We start from the raw sequence: 23331 nt of genomic DNA, 5'->3' as shown, positions 1-23331 counted from the left end.
CTAAAGCAAAAGGGAGAGCATTCGCTCTCCCTTTTTTATGTCGGCTTTTACGCCGCGGCGTTCAATGAAGGATAAGAAGCCAATACTTCTTTAATCTTCGCCGCCAAAGCTTCAAACCTTGCACGCAGTGGTGAACCCGGGCGATATACAAGGACTATATTGCGCGAAGGCGTAGGGTTAACGGCTGGTACATAGCACACGCCATCTTTTTGCTTCTCATTGGGGATAGAAAGCTGAGGCAATAACGTAATCCCAGCACCAGCAGCGACCATATTCCGCAGTGTCTCCAAACTGGTTGCCTTAAAGCGTTCATCGTCTTTCGCTCCGGCAGCAAAACAGAAACCTAACGCTTGATCACGCAGACAGTGACCGTCTCCTAGCGCTAAAACGGTTTTACCATTCAACTCCAACATATCAACATGGTCGAGAGAGGCCCACTCATGATCACATGGCACCGCAACGCTTAACGGCTCGTTATACACTTCGATTTCTTTAAAAGGTGCCGTTTCATCAACCGAAGCCAAGACCAAGCAGTCCAATTTACCCTCTTCTAATTGACGCACCAACTGATGTGTTTGAGCTTCGTGCAGGAACAGCTCCAGTTCAGGAAATGCTTCTTTTATCTGCGGCAGAATTTTGGGTAGTAGATACGGACCTACCGTCGGGATGAAACCGATATGCATAGGCCCAGTCATTGCTCCGCTCTGACCACTCGCCATATCTTTAAAAGTTTTCACTTCACTTAAGATACGCTTAGCTTGCTCCACCAACTGCAACCCTGAATCGGTAAACAAAACGCGACGGCTGCTTCGCTCTAAAAGCGTGGTACCGAGTTCATCCTCTAGCTTACGAATTTGTCCACTCAATGTTGGTTGGCTAACAAAACATGCTTCTGCCGCTTTGCGAAAGTGCTTATGTTCCGCAAGTGCAACTAAGTACTCAAAATCTCGAATATTCATAACTCACAATTCGCTTCTTTTAACAATAGCTAATACCTATCAAAACCATAACACCAAACGATTAGATCTATCAAAGGATTTTTACAATAATGGGCTCAACAGAACGAAACAGAGCAAAGAAAAACGCTAAGCTCTATACGCATAATTTAAAATAGTTAAAGGAAATCATTATGTTTGTATCTAAAGAAGGTCAACAAGTCCCTCAAGTTACTTTTCCAGTTCGTCAAGGTGACTCTTGGATGAATGTAACGACTGATGAGCTATTTAAAGGTAAGACCGTTATCGTATTTAGCTTACCGGGTGCATTTACTCCAACCTGTTCATCAAGCCATCTACCTCGTTACAACGAATTGTTCCCTGTATTTAAAGAGCACGGAGTGGATGAGATTATTTGTGTCTCAGTCAATGATACGTTCGTGATGAATGCATGGAAACAAGACCAAGAAGCAGAAAACATTACCTTCATTCCTGACGGTAATGGTGAATTCACCGATGGCATGGGTATGTTAGTGGATAAAAACGACATCGGCTTTGGCAAACGTTCATGGCGTTACAGCATGCTAGTAAAAGATGGCGTAGTGGAAAAAATGTTCATTGAGCCAAACGAACCAGGCGACCCATTCAAAGTGTCAGACGCAGACACCATGCTGAACTACATTGCGCCAGACTACAAAACGCAAGAGTCCATCACGGTATTCACTAAGCCAGGCTGCCCTTTCTGTATGAAAGCGAAACAAAACCTGATTGACCACGGTCTTCAATATGAAGAAGTGATTCTGGGTAAAGACGCAACGACAGTTAGTCTACGAGCTATATCTGGTCGCACGACTGTTCCACAAGTCTTTATCGGTGGCAAGCACATCGGCGGTAGCGAAGAGCTAGAAGCGTATCTAGGCTAAGCTGTCCATAGCCTACACCCTCGGTCTCCGGTGCCTTTGGCTCGGAGGCCAACCCTAACTCACTTCTTCTACTAGTCTAGATAAGTAGTCGTCTACCGATAAGGTGACTCCTTATACAGATTCAACGACCCAATTCACTCTCCAAGCTCAATGTAGCTAGCTTGGCTTAAAAACGAAAAGCGAGAGTTCACGATGAAACAAGTTAATGTCGACGTAGCGATTATTGGTGGTGGTACTGCTGGTCTTGGCGCTTATCGAGCAGCAAAAGCTCATACTAATAGCGTAGTAATGATTGAAGGCGGCCCTTACGGAACAACCTGTGCTCGCGTCGGTTGCATGCCCTCTAAGCTGTTGATTGCGGCCGCAGAAAGTGTCCACCAAATCGAAAAAGCGCCTGGATTTGGGATCCATCCGCAAGGTGAAATACGCATTAACGGACAAGAAGTCATGGATCGTGTAAAACGCGAACGTGATCGTTTTGTTGGCTTTGTGCTTGAAAGCGTCGATGATATTCCCGCAGACGACAAGTTGTCAGGTTACGCGAAGTTTGCCGATGATCATACACTTATCATAGATGACCATACTCAGGTCACCGCAAAACGGATTGTGATCGCGACGGGCTCTCGTCCTGCTTATCCAGCAGCTTGGAATGAGTTGGGTGACCGTCTCGTAATTAATGATGATATCTTTGGTTGGGATGATTTGCCTGAGTCCGTTGCGGTATTTGGCCCTGGAGTGATCGGTCTTGAACTCGGTCAAGCATTGCACCGCCTAGGGGTGAAAGTGAAGCTCTTTGGTCTTGGTGGTCAAGTTGGTCCACTGACAGATCCAGAGGTGATGGCTTATGCCGATAAAACTTTTAAAGAAGAGTTCTATCTTGATGCCGATGTAAAAGTAGAAAGCATGAAGCGCATTGCTTCATCAGACAATGACAGCGAAGACAAGGTCGAAATCCAATTCATCAACCACGATGGCGAATTAGAAACCTTTATTGTTGATTACGTTTTAGCAGCCACTGGACGACGTCCTAACGTAGATAAGCTAGCGATCGAGAACACCAATATTACCCTCGATGAACGCGGCGTACCAACCGCAGATCACTATACATTGCAAACTTCGGTAGAGAGCATCTTCATCGCAGGTGATGCAAGTAACCAAATTCCACTGCTGCACGAAGCCGCTGACCAAGGTCGCATTGCTGGTGATAATGCTGGTCGCTTTCCGGATATTCGTGCAGGTCTGCGTCGTTCGCCAATTTCAGCTGTATTCTCCGATCCGCAAATAGCTATGGTCGGTGAAACTTTCAAACAACTGGAAACTCGCTTAGGAAGCTGTGGTTGTTTTGTTACTGGCGAAGTCTCGTTTGAGAATCAAGGACGTTCGCGTGTCATGCTACGAAACAAAGGGATGTTACATGTCTATGGCGAGCAAGGTACTGGACGCTTTTTAGGTGCAGAGATGATGGGGCCGAACGCAGAACACCTCGCGCATCTTTTGGCTTGGGCACACCAAAATAGAATGACGATTTCTGAGATGCTAGATATGCCCTTCTATCATCCAGTGATCGAAGAGGGTGTCCGCACCGCTCTACGTGATTTGAATGCAAAACTACACTTAGGGCCAGAAATGGTGAAACATTGCCTTGACTGTGGGCCTGGTTGCTAACGCTTTCATGCTCAATCGAGCCAGTCTTTACATACCAAACAAAACAGAAAGCCTCGTGATTAACGAGGCTTTCTGTTGACTACTTTGAGGCGATTACATAAGTACTACACTGCCATCATTGCGTAACGACTTACCATGATGATCGCGACTACACCGATCGTAAAAAAGCCACCAGCGATACTCAGCGCAAATTTCAATTCTGTCGACATGATTATTTTTCCTATTAAAGACTGACAGCGCACCATACATCAATCACGTGCCACATAAGCTCTACAAAGCTAACTTTCCATTTTTGGTTGTGTTCCTGCGCTCTAAGCTGTGACAAAAAACGCTTTCTCTCTTTGTGTTGGGTATATAATCTGAAGCAACACTGATGCCTTGGAAAACACTATGACTTGTCGCCGTTGCGAGGAACATTGGTTTTGGAAAAAGCTTGGGCGTTGCCAACGATGCTTGGATCAGTTAACGGTGCTTTCGGTACTGTGCTGGATTGTGTGGTGGTTTGCGTTCAAAGATGATCCACAAAGCATCGAGTCGATCGCTTTGATCTTTGCTGGTTTCGCTTTCAATATTTTATTGTTTTTGCACTTATGGATGCGTTTTGTCATCTTGCCGTGGCAACGTCGGCGAGGACGAAAAGAGACGGATAAAAAAGAGTAAAGTGGCAGATAGAAAAAAGCCCCAAAACCAATATCAGTTCTGGGGCTCTCTTAGATTCTTCTAAGAAAAAGCAGTGGTACTTTAATAGACCGAGCTTCCTCTCAAAGGTTCCAAATTTTTTCGATTTTTTTAGCAAATACTGATGTAAGTGAATCAGAAAATAACTATGTCATTGAATGCTAATAAAATCACTCCGAAATTTCAGCTCATGCCACATGCGATTTTTGGATCACTTGCTCCATTAAATTGATCTCTAGCGCCACTTCATCACACGCGTGCTGACGTGGACACTGATCGCAATCTTTCAAGACTTTTTCTGGCAACAGCGACTTCGATGTTGGTAAGAAGCTCTGCTTCATAAAGAACTCTGGCGTTCGAGTGAGGACAAAGACCTTCTTTATCGCCATTTGACGTGCTTTCTCAACCAAGTGATTTACGATTGCACTGCCCTGCCCTTGGCCTTGCCAGCCCGCTTCGATACCAAGAGAGCGTATTTCAGCCAACCCTGAGTCATACACATATAGAGAAGCGCAACCTGTCACTTCACCATGATGCTCAGCCACCGCGAAGGAGCCTATATCTCTCACGAGCTCATTACGAGAGCGGGGTAGATTCTCACCGAGGTTCGCCCAATAAGCCACCATGCCCTCTAGTGTTTCAATGTCCGTCAAACGTGCAGGACGCACTTTCACTGCCGAGCTGTCACGCTGGCTCAGACGTTTATCCGATTGCTCTACCGCATAAGCGACTTGGTGAGGCGAAACGCCACCCAGCGCACAACGTTTTTCCAAACAAGACTCTATTGTCAGAATGTCATACACATCATCTTCAATCACCTCAGAGAAGGCTTTTAGCTCTTGCAGAGACAATTCTTCCAGCGCGCAGCCTTTGTCAATTGCCCCTACCACCGCTACGCCCACAATATGGTGCGCCTCACGGAATGGGATGCCTTTCGCCACTAAGTAATCAGCTAACTCCGTCGCGTTCGCATACCCTTGCTTCGCAGCTTCAAGCGTACGCTCACCATTCACTTTAATGCCATCAAAACACAACGCTGCCATTTCCATGCAATCATTCCATGTGTCTAACGCATCAAACAACCCTTCTTTATCTTCTTGCATGTCTTTGTTGTACGCCAATGGTAGGGCTTTCACTGTCATCATCATGCTCGATAATGCGCCATAGACACGCCCTGTCTTACCACGGATCAACTCAAGTGCATCCGGATTTTTCTTCTGTGGCATTAATGACGAACCAGACGTCACCGTATCCGCTAACTCAATAAAGTTAGACTCCCCTGAGTTGTAGAAGATCATATCTTCTGCAAGACGAGAAAGGTGCAACATAGAAATCGACGCCACCGACATCAGTTCCATCACATGATCACGATCCGAAACCGAATCGAGTGAATTACGCGTAGCGCGGTGGAAACCAAGGTTATGAGCTAATTGTTCACGATCAATCGGATAAGCCGTGCCAGCTAAAGCACCCGAGCCAAGTGGACAAGTGTCGAGACGCTGTAAGGCATCATTCAGACGAGAGTAGTCACGCTCGAACATTTCAACATAAGCCAAACACCAGTGAGCAAAGGTGACAGGTTGAGCGCGCTGAAGATGAGTATAGCCAGGCAATACAGTGCCTTGGTGCTGCTTAGCAACATGAACCATTTGTGCTTGCAGACGATCTAAAGCAATCAACAGTTGCTGGCCTTGCTGACGACACCAAAGTTTTAGGTCTGTCGCTACTTGGTCATTACGAGAACGCCCAGTGTGGAGCTTTTTACCTAAATCTCCCACTTTACTAATCAGCTGCTGTTCAACCCAAGAGTGGATATCTTCTGCATCTGAACGAAGAATTTGATGAGGATCTTCCATCACTTCTAACTTCAGCTCGTTTAAAGCAAGTTCCAGCTTTTGCTGTTCTTCTGCCGATAGAACATCTACAGAAAGCAGAGCTTTAGACCATGCGATTGAACCTACGATGTCTTGCTCAGCCAATCGGTAGTCAAAACGCAACGAATCGTTAAACTCTTTAAATCTAGTGTCTGCCGCTTGGGTAAATCTTCCGCCCCATAATGCCATTGCGTTTCTCCTGATGACTATTGCTTACTCTAACGTTCTCGAATGAGTAGTAACCAATTTGATGGTCATTTGCTCACTTTTTCTTATGGGTCAACGTTACGGCAATTTCGACAAAAAATAAAGTATAAATTCAATATTTTTACATATATATTCAAAAAGAATGCATTTGCATCTTTGTACTCATAGACGTAAGCCAACAAAAAAGACCTGCTATCCAATAGCAGGTCTTTACTCAATCCGAGATGTGGAGAGATTATTTCTTCTGGCTGTTCAACGCACGGATACGGCTTGATAGCGAGTAAAGACGGATGAAACCACCCGCATGACTTTGGTCGTAAACCTCATCTTCACCAAAAGTCGCGAACTCTTCTGAGTACAAGCTGTTGTCAGAACGTTTTTGCGTTACCGTGGCTTGGCCTTTGTAGAGCTTAACAACCACTTCGCCATTCACGTCTTGCGCTAACTCTTCAGAAGCGGCAAGGATCGACTTACATAGCGGCGTAAACCAACGGCCATCGTATACAAGGTGAGACGCTTTTAGACCTAGCTCCTCACGGAATTCGAATGATGATTTGTCTAGCACGAGCTGTTCAACGGCACGCAGAGCTTCCATCATGATGGTGCCTCCCGGTGTTTCGTAGCAGCCACGAGATTTCATTCCTACTAGACGGTTTTCAACGATATCGATACGACCAACACCGTGCTTCGAACCTTTTTCGTTTAGATAAACCAACGCGTTGTATGGTGTCATCGCTTCACCATCAACTTCGACCACCTCACCTTTTTCTACTTTCAGCGTGACGTATTCCGCTTCGTTTGGTGCTTGCTCTGGGTCTACAGTCCATACCCAGCAATCTTCGTTTGGTGCGTTCCACGTATCTTCTAGGACGCCACCTTCAGTGGAAATGTGCCATGCATTTGCATCACGTGAGTAGATCTTAGTAAGAGACGCTGAACAAGGAATGTTACGCTCAGCTAGGTAATCTAAACATTCTTCACGGCTCACTAGGTCCCATTCACGCCAAGGTGCAATCACTTGTAGATCTGGTGCTAGTGCTGCGAATGCGCCTTCGAAACGAACTTGGTCATTACCTTTACCTGTACAGCCGTGACACAATGCGTCCGCGCCCACTTTACGTGCGACTTCAACCTGTGCTTTAGCAATAATTGGACGCGCCATTGATGTACCCAGCAGGTACTTACCTTCGTAGTACGCGCCGGTTTTTAGCGTTGGGTAAATGTAATCCGCCACCATCTCTTCTTTCAGATCAGCGATGTAACACTCAGAAGCACCTGAAGCTTTTGCTTTCTCTTCAATACCTTCTAGCTCTTCTGCGCCTTGACCAACATCGGCAACGAATGCAACGACTTCACAATCGTAGTTCTCTTTTAGCCACGGGATAATTACTGAGGTATCTAGACCGCCTGAGTATGCGACTACCACTTTATTTACGTTCACTTTGCTCATCTTTCTTCTCCAAACTTAACTGGCGCTGCGCTCGGCGGTCAGTGCCAACTACTACTTCCTAATATTGAATTCTTTTGCTGATGCTTATTGAGGCAAAAATTGCGTTCCAATACTTTCACCAGCGAATAGCTGTACTAATTTTTCTGGGTAACGCCAGGTGGCGACTTCGATAGGACGCCCAAGATCATTGGCCGCCTCCAAAGCAGCTTTAACTTTGACGATCATGCCGTCTGTGATCACATGTCCATCGATCAACGAGTTAGCTTGCTGCTCTGACAGGGTTTTGATCAAATGGCCTTTTCCATCTAGTACACCACTCACGTCTGATAACAGGACCAACTCCGCATCTAATGCGCCCGCAACCGCGACTGCGGCTTGGTCAGCATTCACATTCATCATCTGGCCATCTGTGGTTAAGCCAATTGAACTGATGATCGGCAGTGCGCCTGTGTTTAGTACCGCTTGTAATAGCGTTGAATCACCCGGTGATGCTTTACCTACCGCGCCCAACTCTGGGTCAAGTTCTTCAACAAGACACAAACCACCATCCGCAAGGCTAAGACCCACAGCGTTAAGACCGTCCGCAATCGCTTGACCTTGAAGCAGCTTGTTTGCGGTACCTGCAAGCGCGCCTGCAATCACCGGAATTTGATCGTAAGGCGTTACGCGTAAACCGTTTTTCTTTACGGTTTCAAGCTGAAGCTTTGCCATCAACTCATCAACTAGGTAGCCACCGCCATGAACGATGGCGATTTGTCGCTGTGCCGATTTTTGGTAAGCCGCAATGGCACCAAACAGTTGGCTTAAGGTTTGAGTGCAAGATAGAGCAGCACCGCCTAGCTTAATGACTAAAGGAGCTTGATTGGTTTGCGTCATCGCATTTCCCTCTTTCAACGACTACAGCAACGCTGTCAGTTCTGGGTAACCATAATGAATATTGAGACATTGCATCGCTTGACTTGATGCACCTTTGAGTAGGTTGTCGATGGCTGAAATCACAATGATGTGTTCGCCTTGTACCTTCCAGCCGATATCGCAGAAAGGGGTATTTTCGACATCCTGAATACGTGGAATGCCATCGCCTTTTAAACGCACGGCTGGCTTTCCTAGATAAGCTTGTTCAAATGCTTGAGCGACTTGTGGCTCTGTAACGCCTGATGCTAGCTTCATGGTGATCGTGGCAAGAATGCCGCGTTTAAAGTTGCCTAGGTGCGGAGTAAAAATCACATCGCAACCTAAGTGTTGAGCAATTTCTGGTTGGTGACGATGAGTAAATACACCATAAGGTTGCAAGCTCACTTCACAGAAACTGTTCACCATAGAAGCTTTACGCCCAGCTCCGGACACACCGCTAGTCGCGTTAATGACAGGCCATTGATTGGTATCCACTAATGCATTTTCGAGTAGAGGTTTGATGGCTAACTGCGAAGCAGTCGGGTAGCAACCTGCTACAGCAACTAAGGGAGCAGTTTTAATTGATTCCTGGTTCCACTCTGCTAAGCCGTATGCAGCTTTATCTAGCCAGTTATTATGTTGATGCTCGAAGCCATAAAAGGTGTTGTAAAAACCTTCACTTTGGACGCGGAATGCCCCCGATAAATCGAATACCTGACAGCCTGCCTCCAAGAAAGTTGGGGCTAGATCGTGGCTCACCTCATGAGCCGTTGCTAAAAACACCACATCCGATTCTTGAGCGATTTGCAGTGGTTCCGTTAGTGGCGAGACCGGCATATCAATGATGCCTGCTAACTTACCGTGCAGCTGCGCAATATTCTTTCCTGCATCAACACTGTTGGCGGAGACGTATAAACCTGATAGCGTGAGTTGTGGGTGTTTATTAACCATTAACGCTAACTCTGCGCCGGTGTAACCGCTGGCTCCAATAATCGTGGTTTTTAGCATTGTGTGACATCCATATACTTAAAGGCTTAAATGACTATTCATATTTAATTTTTGCTTTATTTTGATTTTTTATTCATTAAATATGATTTAATATGTGTTTTACATTTTTGTGGTCTGTCTGTCAACAGGAGATTTGAAGAATCCATGCAATTACCAACTTTTCTAGAGGTCTATGAAGGACTCATCAGCACCTCTTCTATCAGCTCCACGGATCCGAGCTGGGATCAGGGCAATGCAAAAGTCATCGAAAAACTCGCATCTTGGTTTAAAGATCTGGGTTTTAGCGTTGAAGTGATCGAGGTCGAGCCAGGCAAGCACAATATGATTGCACGTATGGGTGAGGGTGAAGGCGGCCTTTTACTTGCGGGCCATAGTGATACCGTGCCATTCGATCAAGGACGATGGAATTTTGATCCACATAAACTGACTGAAAAAGACAACCGCTTTTACGGTTTAGGCACGGCAGACATGAAAGGCTTTTTTGCCTTTATTTACGAAGCCGTCAAAAAAGTCGACTGGAGCAAGCAGACCAAGCCGCTGTACGTATTAGCCACTTGTGACGAAGAGACCACCATGTTGGGTGCACGACATTTCACCGTAAACGCCCCTTTTAAGCCGGATTACTGCATTATTGGTGAGCCCACCAGCCTCATTCCTATTCGCGGCCACAAAGGTCATGTGGCGAATGCAATTCGGGTCACGGGTAAGTCAGGCCATTCATCCGATCCTGCCTTAGGCGTTAACGCGATTGAGATCATGCATGAAGTGATGTTTGCCATGATGCAACTGCGCGATAAATTGGTGAAAGAATACCACCATCCGGGTTTTGCCATTCCAAGCCCTACCCTAAACCTTGGACACATTCACGGTGGTGACAGCGCTAACCGTATTTGTGGTTGCTGTGAGCTGCACTATGATGTTCGCCCACTACCAGGGATCAGCCTGGATGGCCTAGAAAATATGCTGCGCGGAGCATTAAAAGAAGTCGAAGCAAAGTGGCCTGGACGCTTGGAGATAATTCCCTTACATGAACCAATTCCGGGTTACGAATGCCAACATGACCACCCATTTATCGGTGGTGTTGAAGAGATCTGCCAAACCAGTTCAGAAACCGTGAACTACTGTACTGAGGCGCCCTTCTTACAACAGCTCTGTCCAACCTTAGTTCTCGGCCCCGGTTCAATTGACCAAGCGCACCAACCGGATGAGTTTCTCTCATTTGATTTTATCGATCCCACAATTGATGTGCTTTCAAAGGCAATGGTCAAGTATTGCTGTTAATACACGAATAAACCCAAAAGTCAGTGCAGCTCGATTGAGCTGCATCTTTTTATCTTCACAATTTAGCGCTAGCCTTAACACTTCTTTAACTTGTTATTTTGTAATTAATTTTCACTTCTTATTCTACAGCTGCCGTAAATTTGCTCTAAATCAGGAGACAGCGGAATAATTGCAAACTTAGTCTGCTTTATTTGACTATAACTGGTGCTTTTCGCTAGATTGGAGTCTTAACAAGGACAATGGATGTAGTTTTTTTACGAGGCAGGACGACAATGAACGAGAAATACGCCGCACTCAAAAGTAATGTGCGCATGTTAGGCCACTTATTGGGTAACACCATTCGCGATGCCCATGGCGAAGAAATCTTCGAGAAAGTGGAAACCATTCGTAAATTATCCAAATCAGCTCAAGCAGGAAATCAAGCAGACAGGGACAGCTTGATCGAAGAAATCAAACATTTACCTGATGAGCAACTAACGCCCGTTACCCGTGCGTTTAACCAATTTCTAAATCTCACCAATATTGCTGAGCAATACCACACGATTTCACGCCACTGTGAAGAACACATCTGTGAACCAGACGCGATTAACTCGCTGTTTTCTAAACTGGTACAAAACGATGTGAGCAAACTGGACACTGCGCAAGCGGTTCGTGATCTGAATATTGAATTGGTATTGACGGCTCACCCAACGGAAATCACGCGTCGCACGATGATCAACAAATTGGTCAAGATCAACGAGTGCTTATCAAAGTTGGAACTGAGTGATCTTTCTTCTAAAGAGCGCAAGAAAACCGAGCGTCGCTTAGAGCAACTTATCGCACAAAGCTGGCATTCTGACGTAATTCGTCAACAACGCCCTACTCCATTGGATGAAGCGAAATGGGGTTTTGCCGTAGTAGAAAACTCACTGTGGGAAGCAGTGCCAGACTTCTTACGTGAAATGCACGATCGCTTGAAATCTTACTTGGGTGAAGGTTTACCAATTGATGCTCGCCCTGTGCACTTCTCTTCTTGGATGGGGGGTGACCGCGACGGTAACCCGTTTGTCACTCATAGCGTGACACGTGAAGTATTGCTTCTGTCTCGTTGGAAAGCCGCAGATCTTTATCTCAATGACATCAACGAGTTGATCAGTGAACTGTCTATGACGGTTTCAAACGATCAAGTTCGTGAACTTGCTGGCGAAGATCAGCACGAACCATATCGTGCGATCCTGAAACAACTTCGCTCACTATTGAACGAAACCAAAGATATTCTCGATGCTAAAATCCATGGTCAAAAACTGGCCGTTAAAGCTCCGTTGCAAAAAGTCGAGCAACTTTGGGAACCTCTGTATGCCTGTTACCAGTCGCTAAATGAATGTGGCATGGGTGTGATCGCAAATGGCTCTCTACTAGATACATTGCGCCGCGTAAAAGCATTTGGTATTCATCTTGTTCGCCTTGATATCCGCCAAGAGAGCACGCGTCATTCAGACGTATTGTCTGAATTAACCCGCTACTTAGGCATTGGTGATTACGAACAATGGAGCGAGCAAGATAAGATTGCTTTCCTAACCAACGAACTCGCATCTAAGCGTCCTCTTCTGCCTCGTGATTGGGAACCATCAGAACCTGTCAAAGAGGTTTTGGACACCTGTAAGATTATTGCAGCACAACCGCGTGAAGCATTCGGTGCCTACGTTATTTCTATGGCACGCACTGCATCGGATGTGTTAGCAGTCCACCTACTTCTGCAAGAAGCTGGCTGCCCATATCGTATGGATGTTTGCCCATTATTCGAGACGCTAGACGACTTGAACAATGCAGAATCGGTCATCAAACAGCTGATGGGTATCGACCTATACCGTGGCTTTATCCAAAACCACCAAATGGTCATGATTGGTTACTCTGACTCAGCGAAAGATGCGGGTGTCATGTCTGCAGGCTGGGCTCAGTACCATGCGATGGAATCGTTAGTAAAAGTGGCGGAAGAAGAAGGTGTTGAACTGACTCTATTCCACGGTCGTGGCGGTACAGTAGGCCGCGGTGGCGCGCCAGCACACGCTGCACTTCTGTCTCAACCACCAAAAAGCTTGAAAGGTGGTTTGCGCGTAACAGAACAGGGCGAGATGATCCGCTTTAAACTCGGTCTCCCAGACGTCGCCGTAAACAGTTTTAACCTTTACGCGAGCGCGATTCTAGAAGCCAACCTATTGCCACCACCAGAGCCAAAACAAGAATGGCGCGACTTAATGGAAGTGCTATCAGAAGTTAGCTGCGAGTCTTATCGCAACGTAGTTCGCGGCGAGCCTGATTTTGTGCCTTACTTCCGTCAAGCGACACCAGAGCTCGAGCTCGGTAAGTTGCCACTTGGCTCTCGTCCTGCAAAACGTAATCCGAAGGGCGGAGTGGAAAGCTTACGTGCAATCCCGTGGATCTTCTCGTGGAGCCAAAATCGTTTGGTACTTCCAGCATGGTTAGGTGCGGGTGAAGCGATTCAATACTCGATCGATAAAGGCCACCAAGCGTTGCTCGAAGAGATGTGTCGTGAATGGCCGTTCTTCTCGACTCGCCTTGGCATGTTAGAAATGGTGTACTCGAAGTGTAATATCGATATTTCTCGCTATTACGATGAGCGATTGGTGGATGAATCACTCCGTCCACTCGGTGAAAAGCTTCGCGCTCAGCTTCAAGAAGATATCAAAGCAGTACTGAATGTAGAGAACAACGAAAACTTGATGCAGCATGACCCTTGGGGACTCGAATCGATTCGCTTGCGCAACATCTACGTTGAGCCATTGAACATGCTACAAGCCGAGTTGCTATACCGTACACGCCAAACCGAAGAAGCATCTGCAAACCTAGAAGAAGCGCTAATGGTGACAATTGCTGGTATTGCAGCTGGCATGCGCAACACAGGCTAATCGCTTCATTTGTAATAAAAAAGCTGAGTAAGTGCTCAGCTTTTTTTTGGCGCTGGATAATTGCGCAACCAAAAGGTAGTTTAATAAACTATAAAAAACCCAAAAATTACCACGCAAAAAGAATAAAAAACCACAAGTTAACACTATTGATTATTATGTTAGTTTTTTAGGGTAATTTTGTCCTACTATTCCACTTCATGCTTATTATTTATATACTACTTGCCTGCTGAGAGCTCATAAATCCAATCATACCTGCTCCAGCCATGATGGGACTCCCCATCTCTCTAGGTGATAAACGGCTTTAAGGTGACAGGACCAACATTGTTGGTGCTACTTATACATTAAAAAACTCAAGTGCCAGAAAGAGCACAGCTGAAAGTATAAGTAGCTTGTTTACAAGTTTATTGACCATTTGGATTGAAGACATGTCATTACCACACGTAATCTTAACTGTTCTTAGCACTCGCGACGCAACCGGTTACGATATCACTAAAGAATTCTCTGCTAGCATCGGTTACTTCTGGAAAGCAAGCCACCAACAAGTGTACCGTGAACTCAATAAAATGGCCGAGAAAGAGCTGGTTACTTGCGTATTAGAACCCCAAGAAGGCAAACCAGACCGTAAGGTTTACTCCATCACAGATGCTGGTCGCAGCGCTTTAGGAGAATGGTTTGATCAACCAACTGCACACCCGACTGTTCGTGATGAATTTTCAGCGAAATTGATGGCATGTGCCGTTCAACCATCAACACCTTTCCGTGATCAACTCGCCGAACTGGTTGAAGAGTCTCGCAAACTGGTTTCTCACTACAAAGAAATTGAAGCGGCTTACTACGCAACGCCGTCAACTTTAGACAAACAAGCTCGCCTAGAGCGTTTAACGCTTCGTCGTAACCTACTGTTACGTGAAACGTGGATCACGTGGGCTGAAGAAGTCCTAACAGAACTTGAAGTGATTGGTTAATTCCTTTTACTTTGATACAACGAAAAAGGCTTGCCACTTGGCAAGCCTTTTGTCTTTTTGAAACCCGATTTATGCACCTACTACAGCGCGAGGACGAACGCCTAGCGTATGACATAAAGCGTAAGTCATCTCTGCACGGTTTAGGGTGTAGAAGTGGAAATCCTTAACGCCTTCACGACTAAGTACGCGCACCATATCAATAGCTTGGCTTGCTCCCACAAGCTGACGAGTCACCGGATCATCATCCAAGCCTTCGAACTGTTTACTCATCCAGCCTGGTACTTTCACATTGTTCTGCGCAGCAAAGCGAGAGGCTTGCTTAAAGTTCGATACAGGCAAAATTCCTGGCACAATTTCCACGTCAATTCCTGCCGCTACACAACGGTCACGGAATCGCAGATAAGACTCAACATCAAAAAAGAACTGAGTAATTGCACGGTTTGCGCCAGCATCAACCTTACGTTTTAGGTTCAATAAGTCAGACTGCGCACTTTTAGCTTCAGGGTGAACCTCAGGAAATGCGGCAACTGAGATATCAAAATCGTGACGTGATTTCAGCAACTCAACCAAATCCGAGGCATACATGTCAGGCGCACCGCCACCAGGAGGAATATCACCACGCAGAGCAACGATATTTTCAATGCCATTATTCCAGTAATCATCGGCAATATTAATCAACTCTTCGCGAGTCGCATCAATACAAGTGAGGTGAGGAGCAGCAACCAATCCGGTTGTTGCTTTGATTTCTTTAATGATGGAGTGCGTTCTGTCACGCTCGCCAGAGTTCGCGCCGTAAGTCACAGAAACAAATTTAGGTTGGAGCGTTTTAAGACGGTGCACTGAATTCCAGAGTGTCTCTTCCATCTTAGCGCTGCTTGGTGGAAAAAACTCAAATGATACATTGATGTTGTCTGACAACTCAGCAATATTCTGGTTCAAGGCGTCAATATGGCCTGCGTGCGTGTATCCCATCTTACTCTCCCTGTGGCACTCCGCCACGAAAACAAATTCCTTAAATCGACGTTTAGACGTCTATATGTCTACAGAATGTATTGAATACGATTTAATGTCAACCTTGTAATTATGAATTTTTCTCAAGTTAATAATGAGGATAGTTCAAGTTATTGCTTGAACGTTATTTCACCACTTATCACAAGCCGATACTTCAGTATGGCACTGAAGGAAAAATAAAAAACCCTGGTCGGGTTCCAGGGTTTTAGGTATCTCGCAACTTTAGAATAAACCGGCTAATCGGTTGAGGTCGGATTGAATCGCGCCGGCTGTCACTTCTCTTCCTGCGCCAGGCCCTCGAATAACGAGTGGGTTATCTTTGTACCACTTACTTTCAATGGCAAAAATGTTGTCGCACGGCAGTAGGTTGGCGAGCGCATGTTCACGAGATAACGCTTCTACTCCCACCGTCGCTTTACCATTTTTTTCTAAACGAGCAACGTAGCGAAGCACTTGGTCGTTTCTCTGTGCTTTTGTCAGGCGCTCTTGCAGTATTTCACTCAACAGTCCTCCGTTATCGAAGAAGTCATCGATGCTAAGTTCTGTTAATTCTTCTGGTACCAGAGATTCAACCTTAACGCTGCCCGGCTCAATATCGAGACCAGACTCTCGAGCCAAGATAACCAGCTTACGCATCACATCTGAACCATCTAAATCAGAACGAGGATCAGGCTCTGTTAAACCTTGCTGCCAAGCGAGGTCGACTAAATCATTAAATGGTACTGAGCCGTCAAATTGTTGGAATAACCATGATAACGTCCCTGAGAAAATACCCGATAGAGCAACGATCTCATCACCACTTTCACGTAGATCTCGCACGGTATGGTTTATCGGTAACCCCGCACCAACCGTCGCATTGTACAGCCAATAACGACCAATTTTAGCGAATGCATCTTGAACCTGATGGTAATACTGGCTATCAGCCGAACCCGCCACTTTGTTAGCGGAAATCAAATGAATGCCCTGCTGCGCAATTTCTACATAGCGCTGAGCTAAGTCTTTACTCGCTGTCACATCAAGCACTACGGCTTCATCGTAATTTTTTAGCGCTCCTAAGTGAGTCAACCAAGATCCATCGTTTGCTAGGCTTTCATCATCAAATCGTTCAGCAACACTTGCTGCATCAATACCTTGCTCATCGAACCAGTAGGTTTGACTATCCACGACCGCGACAAGGTCAAAGCTCATGCCATGACGTTTTTCGAGCTCACCTTTTTGAGTTGCAAATAAATTTAACCAACTAGAACCAATGTTGCCCTTGCCACATAAAGCCACCGCCACGCGCTTTTGCGCTTGGAACAACTGGCTATGAATCGTTTGAACCAACACTTCGGTATCAGTACGACGCAAAACGGCGACTAAACTCAGCCCCGACTCAGTTTCAGAAATAAATTCAACCGGAGAGTGTTTTAACTTCTGATAAAAACCAAAACAATGGTTGGCGTTTTTCGTAACGCCAGCGCCTACCGCCGCCAAGAGAGAGTAGCCTTCTTTGAGCTTAATCTCCGCTTCAACCGCAAGCTCTTGTAAGTATTTCAGTGCGCCACCGGCAATTTCTGCGGTATACGCCAAGCGCAACGTGTGTTGATCGGGCTGTGCCTCAAATGCCAATGGCTCCAATTGCGCTCGCTGCAACGCTTGTAATACATCATTCTGTGTTTTTTCGAAGTCGTGCCCATGCATGAAAGACAGCTGCACCAATAAAACATCATCCAGCGAGGTAATAATTTTAGCGCCACGGCCAGACGCTAAGACACGCTCAATACGAGTGGAGCCCGATTCCGGCAGATAGCTACACTTGAGGTTGAGATCCATAGTACTTTGCGCCACAGGCTGAAGTGTGCGACTGTGTAGGACTGGGGCGGCTAAACGGGCGAGTTCGCTGGCTTCATCCAATCGAAGTAACGGTAACAGACACGCGTCTGCCACCAAACGCGGATCGGCACTATAGACACCGGCAACGTCACTCCAAATGGTGACCGTGCTCACTTCAGCGAGAGCACCAATGACAGTTGCAGAATAATCAGAGCCATTACGACCAAGTAAAATGGTTTCGCCCGCCTCGTCCTGAGCCATAAAGCCAGTAATTACCACACGTTTATGATTGTGTTGCGCGAGAACTTCTTTTATCAAAGGATATGAACGAGCGCGATCAACTTCAGGTTGAGTCCCGGCTTCCGCACGTAAAAACGCTCGTGCATCTTGTGCGACAGCGGGGATAGAACGTTGAGATAATAACGCGGCCAATAGGCGAGCAGACCAAACTTCTCCGTGTCCTAGTACAGCGGCTTTTTGCGCGCCAGTGAGTGGTGCTGTCAGCTCAGATAAGGTACTGAACTCATCATGCAGTAACGCTAATAGTTCTTCTTGTACTTCATTTTCCAACAAGTTTTCTATTAGCTCCGTTTGGAACTGCCTTAGGCTTTGAAGTGCTTCATGCGCGATTCGGCCATCTTTGTCTAGCCCTTCCAGGAACTCAATCAAGCGGTTAGTGGTTTTTCCTGCCGCCGAGACGACCACAAGATCATTTTCCGTCGAATACTCCTTAAGAATATCCACAACGCGTAAATAGCATTCTGGGTTTGCTAAGCTACTGCCACCAAACTTATGCAGCTGACGTTGTACAGTCATTATTCTCGTCTCCTATTGTTGGGCAGCTTTAGAGAATGCTTGCTCTAAATCCGTGATGAGATCTTGCGCATCTTCCAAGCCAACAGACAAACGCAATAGTTGATGTGACACCCCCGCTTCTGCCAGTGCTTCCTCTCCCATAGCGCGATGCGTCATGGATGCCGGATGACAAATCAAGCTTTCTACTCCACCTAATGACTCAGCCAATGAAAACAGTTGGAGCTCTTTAACGAACACTTTTAACTGCTCAAACGAACCGGCAAACTCAAAGCTCAGCATAGAGCCAAAGCCCGTTTGCTGCTTTTTAGCAATGTCATGACCCGGGTGCTCCGGCAGGCTTGGATGATAAATGGTTTTAACTAACGCTTGCTTCTGGAGATAAGCCAGTACCTGCTGTGAACTCTCTTCATGCACTCGCATGCGAGCACCAAGTGTACGAATGCCTCGCAACGTCATATAACTATCGAAAGGTGTGCCAGTCGCACCAATGCAATTGCCCCACCATGCAAGCTCTTCTGCATGCGCTTCTGTTTTGGTGATGATCACGCCACCAATCACGTCTGAATGACCGTTGATGTACTTCGTTGTGGAGTGGATAACAAAATCCGCACCTAGCTCTAAAGGTTTTTGGTACACGGGTGTCAAAAAGGTATTGTCCACCGCAACTAACGCGCCGACTTGTTTCGCTTTTTCACAGGTAGCTGCAATATCCACTACGCGAACCAGAGGGTTTGACGGAGTTTCTAGCAAAATGAGTTTTGGTTTTTGTGCTAATGCTGCATCCAAAGCTTGCTCGTCTGATTGATCGACAAACTGAACCTTAAAATCGCCTTTGTTGGCTCGGGTATTAAAAAGACGATAGGTGCCGCCATAACAATCGTGAGGAGCAATAATGAGATCATCAGAGCCAAGAAAAGCGGACACCCATAAATTTAATGCCGACGTACCGCAGTTCGTGACAACCGCTCCTTTTCCAGACTCGAGTTCAGATAACGCACTTTCCAACAGTCCGCGGTTTGGATTTCCAGATCGCGTGTAATCATACTTAGGTACTTCACCAAAAGCAGGAAAACCATAGTTAGTGGAAAGATAAATAGGTGGAACGACAGCGCGATATTGGCTGTCTGATTCAATACCAGTGCGTACTGCAATGGTCGCAGGTTTGCGAGAGCTCATGGGTGTATCCTTTCACGGGTAATGACTTCTAAATAGGAATGCGCTATATCTAATAAGTAAAATAAAGTGATCAACACGCTTCCTTTGCTGTTCTGTTCACTTTACTCGTCAAAAAATAAGACGTCAACACTTCTAGACGTCTATATGTCTTTGCTTATGGCGGTAAATGCAGCTAAAATCAGCACCTAAATTATTTTTAACCGATTACATAAATGAAGGTGTGCAATGGCTGACTGGAATGGCGAATACATTAGCCCATATGCAGAGCACGGCAAAAAAAGCGAACAAGTAAAAAAAATTACCGTCTCTATCCCGCTAAAAGTTTTAAAAGTGCTAACTGATGAGCGTACTCGCCGTCAGATCAATAACTTACGCCATGCAACCAATAGTGAATTACTATGCGAAGCATTTTTGCACGCGTACACAGGTCAGCCACTTCCAACAGATGAAGACCTTCGTAAAGACCGTCCAGATGATATTCCAACAGAAGTAAAAGCACTGATGACGGAAATGGGCATCGAATTTGAGTCGTTTGACGAAGAGTAAAAAAGCGAGGCTTGAGGCTTCAGATAGCAATTCTTATCTCGAGCCAAAAGAATGACATAAAAAATGGGACGCGATTGCGTCCCATTTTTTGTACATCACATCTAATAGATATATTACTCTGCCATGTAGTTTTCAGGCATCTCGATACGAGCAACACCTGAATCAACTGCCGCCTGAGCCACAGCTTTTGCAACACGTGGTAGTAAACGTGAGTCCATTGGTTTTGGAATGATGTAGTCTGCACCAAACTCAAGCTTATCGACGCCTGCGGCCTTCAATACAGTTTCAGGTACAGGCTCTTTTGCTAGCTCACGAATCGCCTCAACGGCTGCAAGTTTCATTTCATCATTGATTTCACTTGCGCGCACATCAAGAGCACCACGGAAGATGAATGGGAAACACAATACGTTGTTTACTTGGTTCGGGTAATCACTACGGCCAGTCCCCATGATCAAATCATCACGAACAGCGTGGGCAAGTTCCGGCTTAATTTCAGGATCTGGATTCGAACATGCAAATACGATTGGCTTATCTGCCATCAGCTTCAACGCTTCCGCTGGCAATAGGTTTGGACCAGATACACCTAGGAACAGATCCGCGCCTTCAATCACGTCTTCTAATGTGCGTTTGTCCGTGTTGTTTGCGAATAGCTGCTTGTATTCATTAAGATCATCACGACGAGTGTGGATTACACCTTTACGATCCAGCATGTAAATTTTTTCGCGCATTGCACCACATTTAATCAGCAGCTCCATACACGCAACGGCTGCAGCGCCAGCGCCAAGACAAACGATCGTTGAGTCTTCAAGCTTCTTACCTTGAAGTTCGATCGCGTTCAGCATGCCTGCCGCTGTTACAATCGCAGTACCGTGCTGATCATCGTGGAATACTGGTACATCACAACGCTCAATTAGACGCTTTTCAATCTCAAAACAATCTGGTGCTTTAATATCTTCAAGGTTGATACCACCAAAAGTGTCTGCAATGCTTGCAACAGTATCAACAAATTCATCGATCGTGCGGTGCTTAACTTCAATATCAATCGAGTCAAGGCCAGCAAAACGTTTAAACAGTAACGCTTTACCTTCCATCACTGGCTTAGATGCAAGTGGACCTAGGTTACCTAGACCCAGGATAGCGGTACCGTTAGAAATAACAGCAACCATGTTGCCTTTCGCTGTGTACTTGTACACGTTATCAGGGTTTTGTGCGATTTCACGCACTGGTTCTGCAACACCTGGGCTGTAAGCAAGGGCAAGATCACCCGCCGTTTCCGCAGGTTTTGTCAATTCGACAGCAATCTTCCCTGGAGTTGGATAAGCATGGTAATCCAATGCTTTTTGGCGATGTTCTTCTTCTGGAGTGGCTGCTTGGCGATTGTCTTCAGACATGGACGTTTCTCTTTTTTATTTTTAGGTAAGGGGGGATAAATTCTATCGGATAGAAATCAAACTTCATAGGCAAGATTGCGAGCAATATCCTTAAAAAGCCGATAATAAAAGAGATTAGACCAGATAGCGGGGATAAGCACCTGATTTTCGAGTCAGGTGCTCTTTTCTTCTTACAATTGAAGTACGCAAAATCCTGGACGCTATTACTCTTCGTCTACGTATTGCGCTTGGAGGTAGTTCTCAATGCCAGACATTTCAATCAAGCCAAGTTGCGTCTCTAGCCAGTCAACATGCTCTTCTTCATCTTCAAGAATATCTTGAAACAGATCGCGAGACACATAGTCTCGAATGTCTTCAGCATAGGCAATCGCATCTTTTAAATCTGGAATGGCGGCCATTTCAAGCTTTAAGTCACACTCGAGCATTTCTTTAGTATCTTCACCTATCATCAACTTGCCTAAATCTTGTAGATTCGGTAAGCCCTCAAGAAACAAAATACGCTCAATCAGATGATCGGCATGTTTCATCTCATCGATAGATTCGTGATATTCCTTATCTGCTAGGTGCTTTAACCCCCAGTCCTTATACATTCGAGCATGAAGAAAATACTGATTAATAGCGATGAGCTCATTTCCGAGCACTTTATTGAGATGTTGGATGATGATTGGATCGCCTTTCATGACAAAAACCTCCTCTTTAGCTTCATTTAAATGTAGAAGCAAATGAGAAGGTGTCAAAACGCTAGGCAAATAATTACTTAATTACCGCATGCTCACAGTAATTAGCTAGCTTGTTTGAATACCGTGTAACTGGTTTCCGCTAAAATATCCTTGGCCTGTCTGATGCACTTACCACATTGGCTACCCAATGCTGTGCATTTTTTGATTCCTTTAATATCCGTTACGCCTTCATCTATCGCCAACTTCCTAATTTTCTTGTCGGAGACCCCATGGCAAAGACAAACGTACATACTCAAAAACCTATTAAATTAACCTGTGGCAACCAATATAAACAAGAATAGTTCTTGTTACCAGTCGCATTGATAGGCCTGTTCAGAATATTTTGTTATATAGATTTGGTGACAGTAGGCAAAGATCAGAGGGTTAGGTGTTACGACTAAAGGTGTTGAAAAATAGAGCCGGTAATATTCTGTTTTTAAATTAAAAAATTAACGTATTTCCTACGAACACTTATAACCAAATATAATTTAGATATAAAAAAGGGAAGCCTAAGCTTCCCTTTCTCGATGCGCTTTCTTCATAAAGAAGCAGAGTGCAAGATTTCGTTTAATTCGTTATGAATTAGTCGAAGATCTTAGCAACAACACCAGCACCTACTGTACGGCCACCTTCACGGATCGCGAAACGTAGACCTTCGTCCATTGCGATTGGTGCGATTAGCTCAACAGTCATCTGTACGTTGTCACCTGGCATTACCATTTCTACGCCTTCTGGTAGCTGGATGTCACCAGTTACGTCAGTTGTACGGAAGTAGAACTGTGGACGGTAGCCTTTGAAGAATGGAGTGTGACGACCACCTTCATCTTTAGACAGTACGTATACTTCTGATTCGAACTTAGTGTGTGGAGTGATTGAACCAGGCTTCGCTAGTACTTGACCACGTTCAACTTCGTCACGCTTAGTACCACGTAGAAGTGCACCAACGTTCTCACCTGCACGGCCTTCGTCTAGAAGCTTACGGAACATCTCAACACCAGTACATGTAGTAGTAGTAGTGTCTTTGATACCTACGATAGCAACTTCGTCACCTACAGTTAGGATACCACGCTC

19 protein-coding genes are annotated in these 23331 nt (G+C 45.6%); 7 read left to right on the top strand and 12 right to left on the bottom strand.

Going from position 1 to position 23331, the window contains the following annotated elements:
• Positions 1–47 precede the first annotated feature (47 nt).
• A complete protein-coding gene (oxyR, locus tag NDJ01_RS13945) occupies positions 48–959 on the bottom strand; it encodes a DNA-binding transcriptional regulator OxyR (RefSeq protein ID WP_005395720.1) in 912 nt (303 codons plus the stop codon).
• 170 nt (positions 960–1129) lie between these two features.
• On the opposite strand from oxyR, the gene NDJ01_RS13940 reads away from it, so the two are divergent.
• The 3 genes from NDJ01_RS13940 (at position 1130) to NDJ01_RS13930 (ending at position 4183) form a co-directional block, all read left to right on the top strand.
• Positions 1130–1858: a redoxin family protein gene (locus NDJ01_RS13940; protein WP_005395721.1), complete on the top strand. Its 729-nt coding sequence runs from the start codon at positions 1130–1132 to the stop codon at positions 1856–1858.
• A 192-nt stretch (positions 1859–2050) separates the two neighbouring features.
• Positions 2051–3523: a dihydrolipoyl dehydrogenase gene (locus NDJ01_RS13935; protein WP_258586883.1), complete on the top strand. Its 1473-nt coding sequence runs from the start codon at positions 2051–2053 to the stop codon at positions 3521–3523.
• A gap of 390 nt (positions 3524–3913) precedes the next feature.
• Positions 3914–4183, top strand: a complete 270-nt coding sequence (locus NDJ01_RS13930; protein WP_012841349.1) for a DUF3624 domain-containing protein — start codon at positions 3914–3916, stop codon at positions 4181–4183.
• A gap of 206 nt (positions 4184–4389) precedes the next feature.
• Here NDJ01_RS13930 and argH read toward each other — a convergent pair whose 3' ends face one another.
• The 4 genes from argH to argC all read right to left on the bottom strand — a co-directional run bounded on the left by argH (position 4390) and on the right by argC (position 9634).
• Complete coding sequence (argH, locus tag NDJ01_RS13925; protein WP_258586882.1) at positions 4390–6264, bottom strand: argininosuccinate lyase; 1875 nt, start codon at positions 6262–6264, stop codon at positions 4390–4392.
• Positions 6265–6517: 253 nt separating this feature from the next.
• Complete coding sequence (locus NDJ01_RS13920) at positions 6518–7732, bottom strand: argininosuccinate synthase (RefSeq protein ID WP_006742773.1); 1215 nt, start codon at positions 7730–7732, stop codon at positions 6518–6520.
• Positions 7733–7816: 84 nt separating this feature from the next.
• Positions 7817–8608, bottom strand: a complete 792-nt coding sequence (gene argB, locus NDJ01_RS13915) for an acetylglutamate kinase (RefSeq protein ID WP_065645890.1) — start codon at positions 8606–8608, stop codon at positions 7817–7819.
• Positions 8609–8629: 21 nt separating this feature from the next.
• Positions 8630–9634 carry an N-acetyl-gamma-glutamyl-phosphate reductase gene (argC, locus tag NDJ01_RS13910; RefSeq protein ID WP_258586881.1) on the bottom strand — a complete coding sequence of 335 codons (1005 nt, stop codon included), beginning with the start codon at positions 9632–9634 and terminating at the stop codon, positions 8630–8632.
• Positions 9635–9778: 144 nt separating this feature from the next.
• On the opposite strand from argC, the gene argE reads away from it, so the two are divergent.
• From argE to NDJ01_RS13895, 3 genes are all read left to right on the top strand, one after another.
• Positions 9779–10915 (top strand): acetylornithine deacetylase, encoded by a 1137-nt coding sequence (gene argE, locus NDJ01_RS13905; protein WP_053807711.1) that lies wholly within the window; start codon positions 9779–9781, stop codon positions 10913–10915.
• A gap of 272 nt (positions 10916–11187) precedes the next feature.
• A complete protein-coding gene (gene ppc, locus NDJ01_RS13900) occupies positions 11188–13821 on the top strand; it encodes a phosphoenolpyruvate carboxylase (RefSeq protein ID WP_005395732.1) in 2634 nt (877 codons plus the stop codon).
• Between the two features lie 425 nt (positions 13822–14246).
• Complete coding sequence (locus NDJ01_RS13895) at positions 14247–14786, top strand: PadR family transcriptional regulator (RefSeq protein ID WP_005395734.1); 540 nt, start codon at positions 14247–14249, stop codon at positions 14784–14786.
• Positions 14787–14855: 69 nt separating this feature from the next.
• Here the strand turns inward: NDJ01_RS13895 and metF are convergent, their stop codons facing one another.
• The 3 genes from metF to NDJ01_RS13880 all read right to left on the bottom strand — a co-directional run bounded on the left by metF (position 14856) and on the right by NDJ01_RS13880 (position 19604).
• The gene (gene metF / locus NDJ01_RS13890) at positions 14856–15758 is read right to left on the bottom strand and encodes a methylenetetrahydrofolate reductase (RefSeq protein WP_005395737.1); all 903 of its coding nucleotides are present in this window, start codon (positions 15756–15758) and stop codon (positions 14856–14858) included.
• A gap of 261 nt (positions 15759–16019) precedes the next feature.
• On the bottom strand, positions 16020–18428 hold the full coding sequence (locus tag NDJ01_RS13885) for a bifunctional aspartate kinase/homoserine dehydrogenase II (RefSeq protein WP_258586880.1): 2409 nt from the start codon (positions 18426–18428) through the stop codon (positions 16020–16022).
• Positions 18429–18440: 12 nt separating this feature from the next.
• A complete protein-coding gene (locus NDJ01_RS13880) occupies positions 18441–19604 on the bottom strand; it encodes an O-succinylhomoserine (thiol)-lyase (RefSeq protein ID WP_047009950.1) in 1164 nt (387 codons plus the stop codon).
• Positions 19605–19829: 225 nt separating this feature from the next.
• Between NDJ01_RS13880 and metJ the strand changes: the two genes are divergently transcribed.
• Positions 19830–20150, top strand: a complete 321-nt coding sequence (gene metJ, locus NDJ01_RS13875) for a met regulon transcriptional regulator MetJ (RefSeq protein ID WP_005381353.1) — start codon at positions 19830–19832, stop codon at positions 20148–20150.
• Positions 20151–20263: 113 nt separating this feature from the next.
• On the opposite strand, the gene NDJ01_RS13870 is transcribed toward metJ, so the two are convergent.
• From NDJ01_RS13870 to NDJ01_RS13855, 4 genes are all read right to left on the bottom strand, one after another.
• Entirely contained in the window at positions 20264–21541 is a 1278-nt protein-coding gene (locus NDJ01_RS13870) for a malic enzyme-like NAD(P)-binding protein (RefSeq protein ID WP_006742766.1), read from the bottom strand.
• A 203-nt stretch (positions 21542–21744) separates the two neighbouring features.
• Positions 21745–22221 (bottom strand): bacterioferritin, encoded by a 477-nt coding sequence (gene bfr, locus NDJ01_RS13865; protein WP_005395745.1) that lies wholly within the window; start codon positions 22219–22221, stop codon positions 21745–21747.
• 101 nt (positions 22222–22322) lie between these two features.
• On the bottom strand, positions 22323–22511 hold the full coding sequence (locus NDJ01_RS13860) for a (2Fe-2S)-binding protein (RefSeq protein ID WP_031780493.1): 189 nt from the start codon (positions 22509–22511) through the stop codon (positions 22323–22325).
• A 331-nt stretch (positions 22512–22842) separates the two neighbouring features.
• On the bottom strand, positions 22843–23331 hold a 489-nt coding region (locus NDJ01_RS13855; RefSeq protein ID WP_258586879.1), incomplete at its 5' end, for an EF-Tu/IF-2/RF-3 family GTPase.

The sequence above is a fragment of the Vibrio sp. HS-50-1 genome (assembly GCF_024747315.1).
In the GTDB taxonomy this organism is placed as follows: Bacteria; Pseudomonadota; Gammaproteobacteria; order Enterobacterales; family Vibrionaceae; genus Vibrio; species Vibrio diabolicus.
Note: the sequence above shows the minus strand (reverse complement) of the source record. Positions and strands in the feature narration are given on the sequence as shown.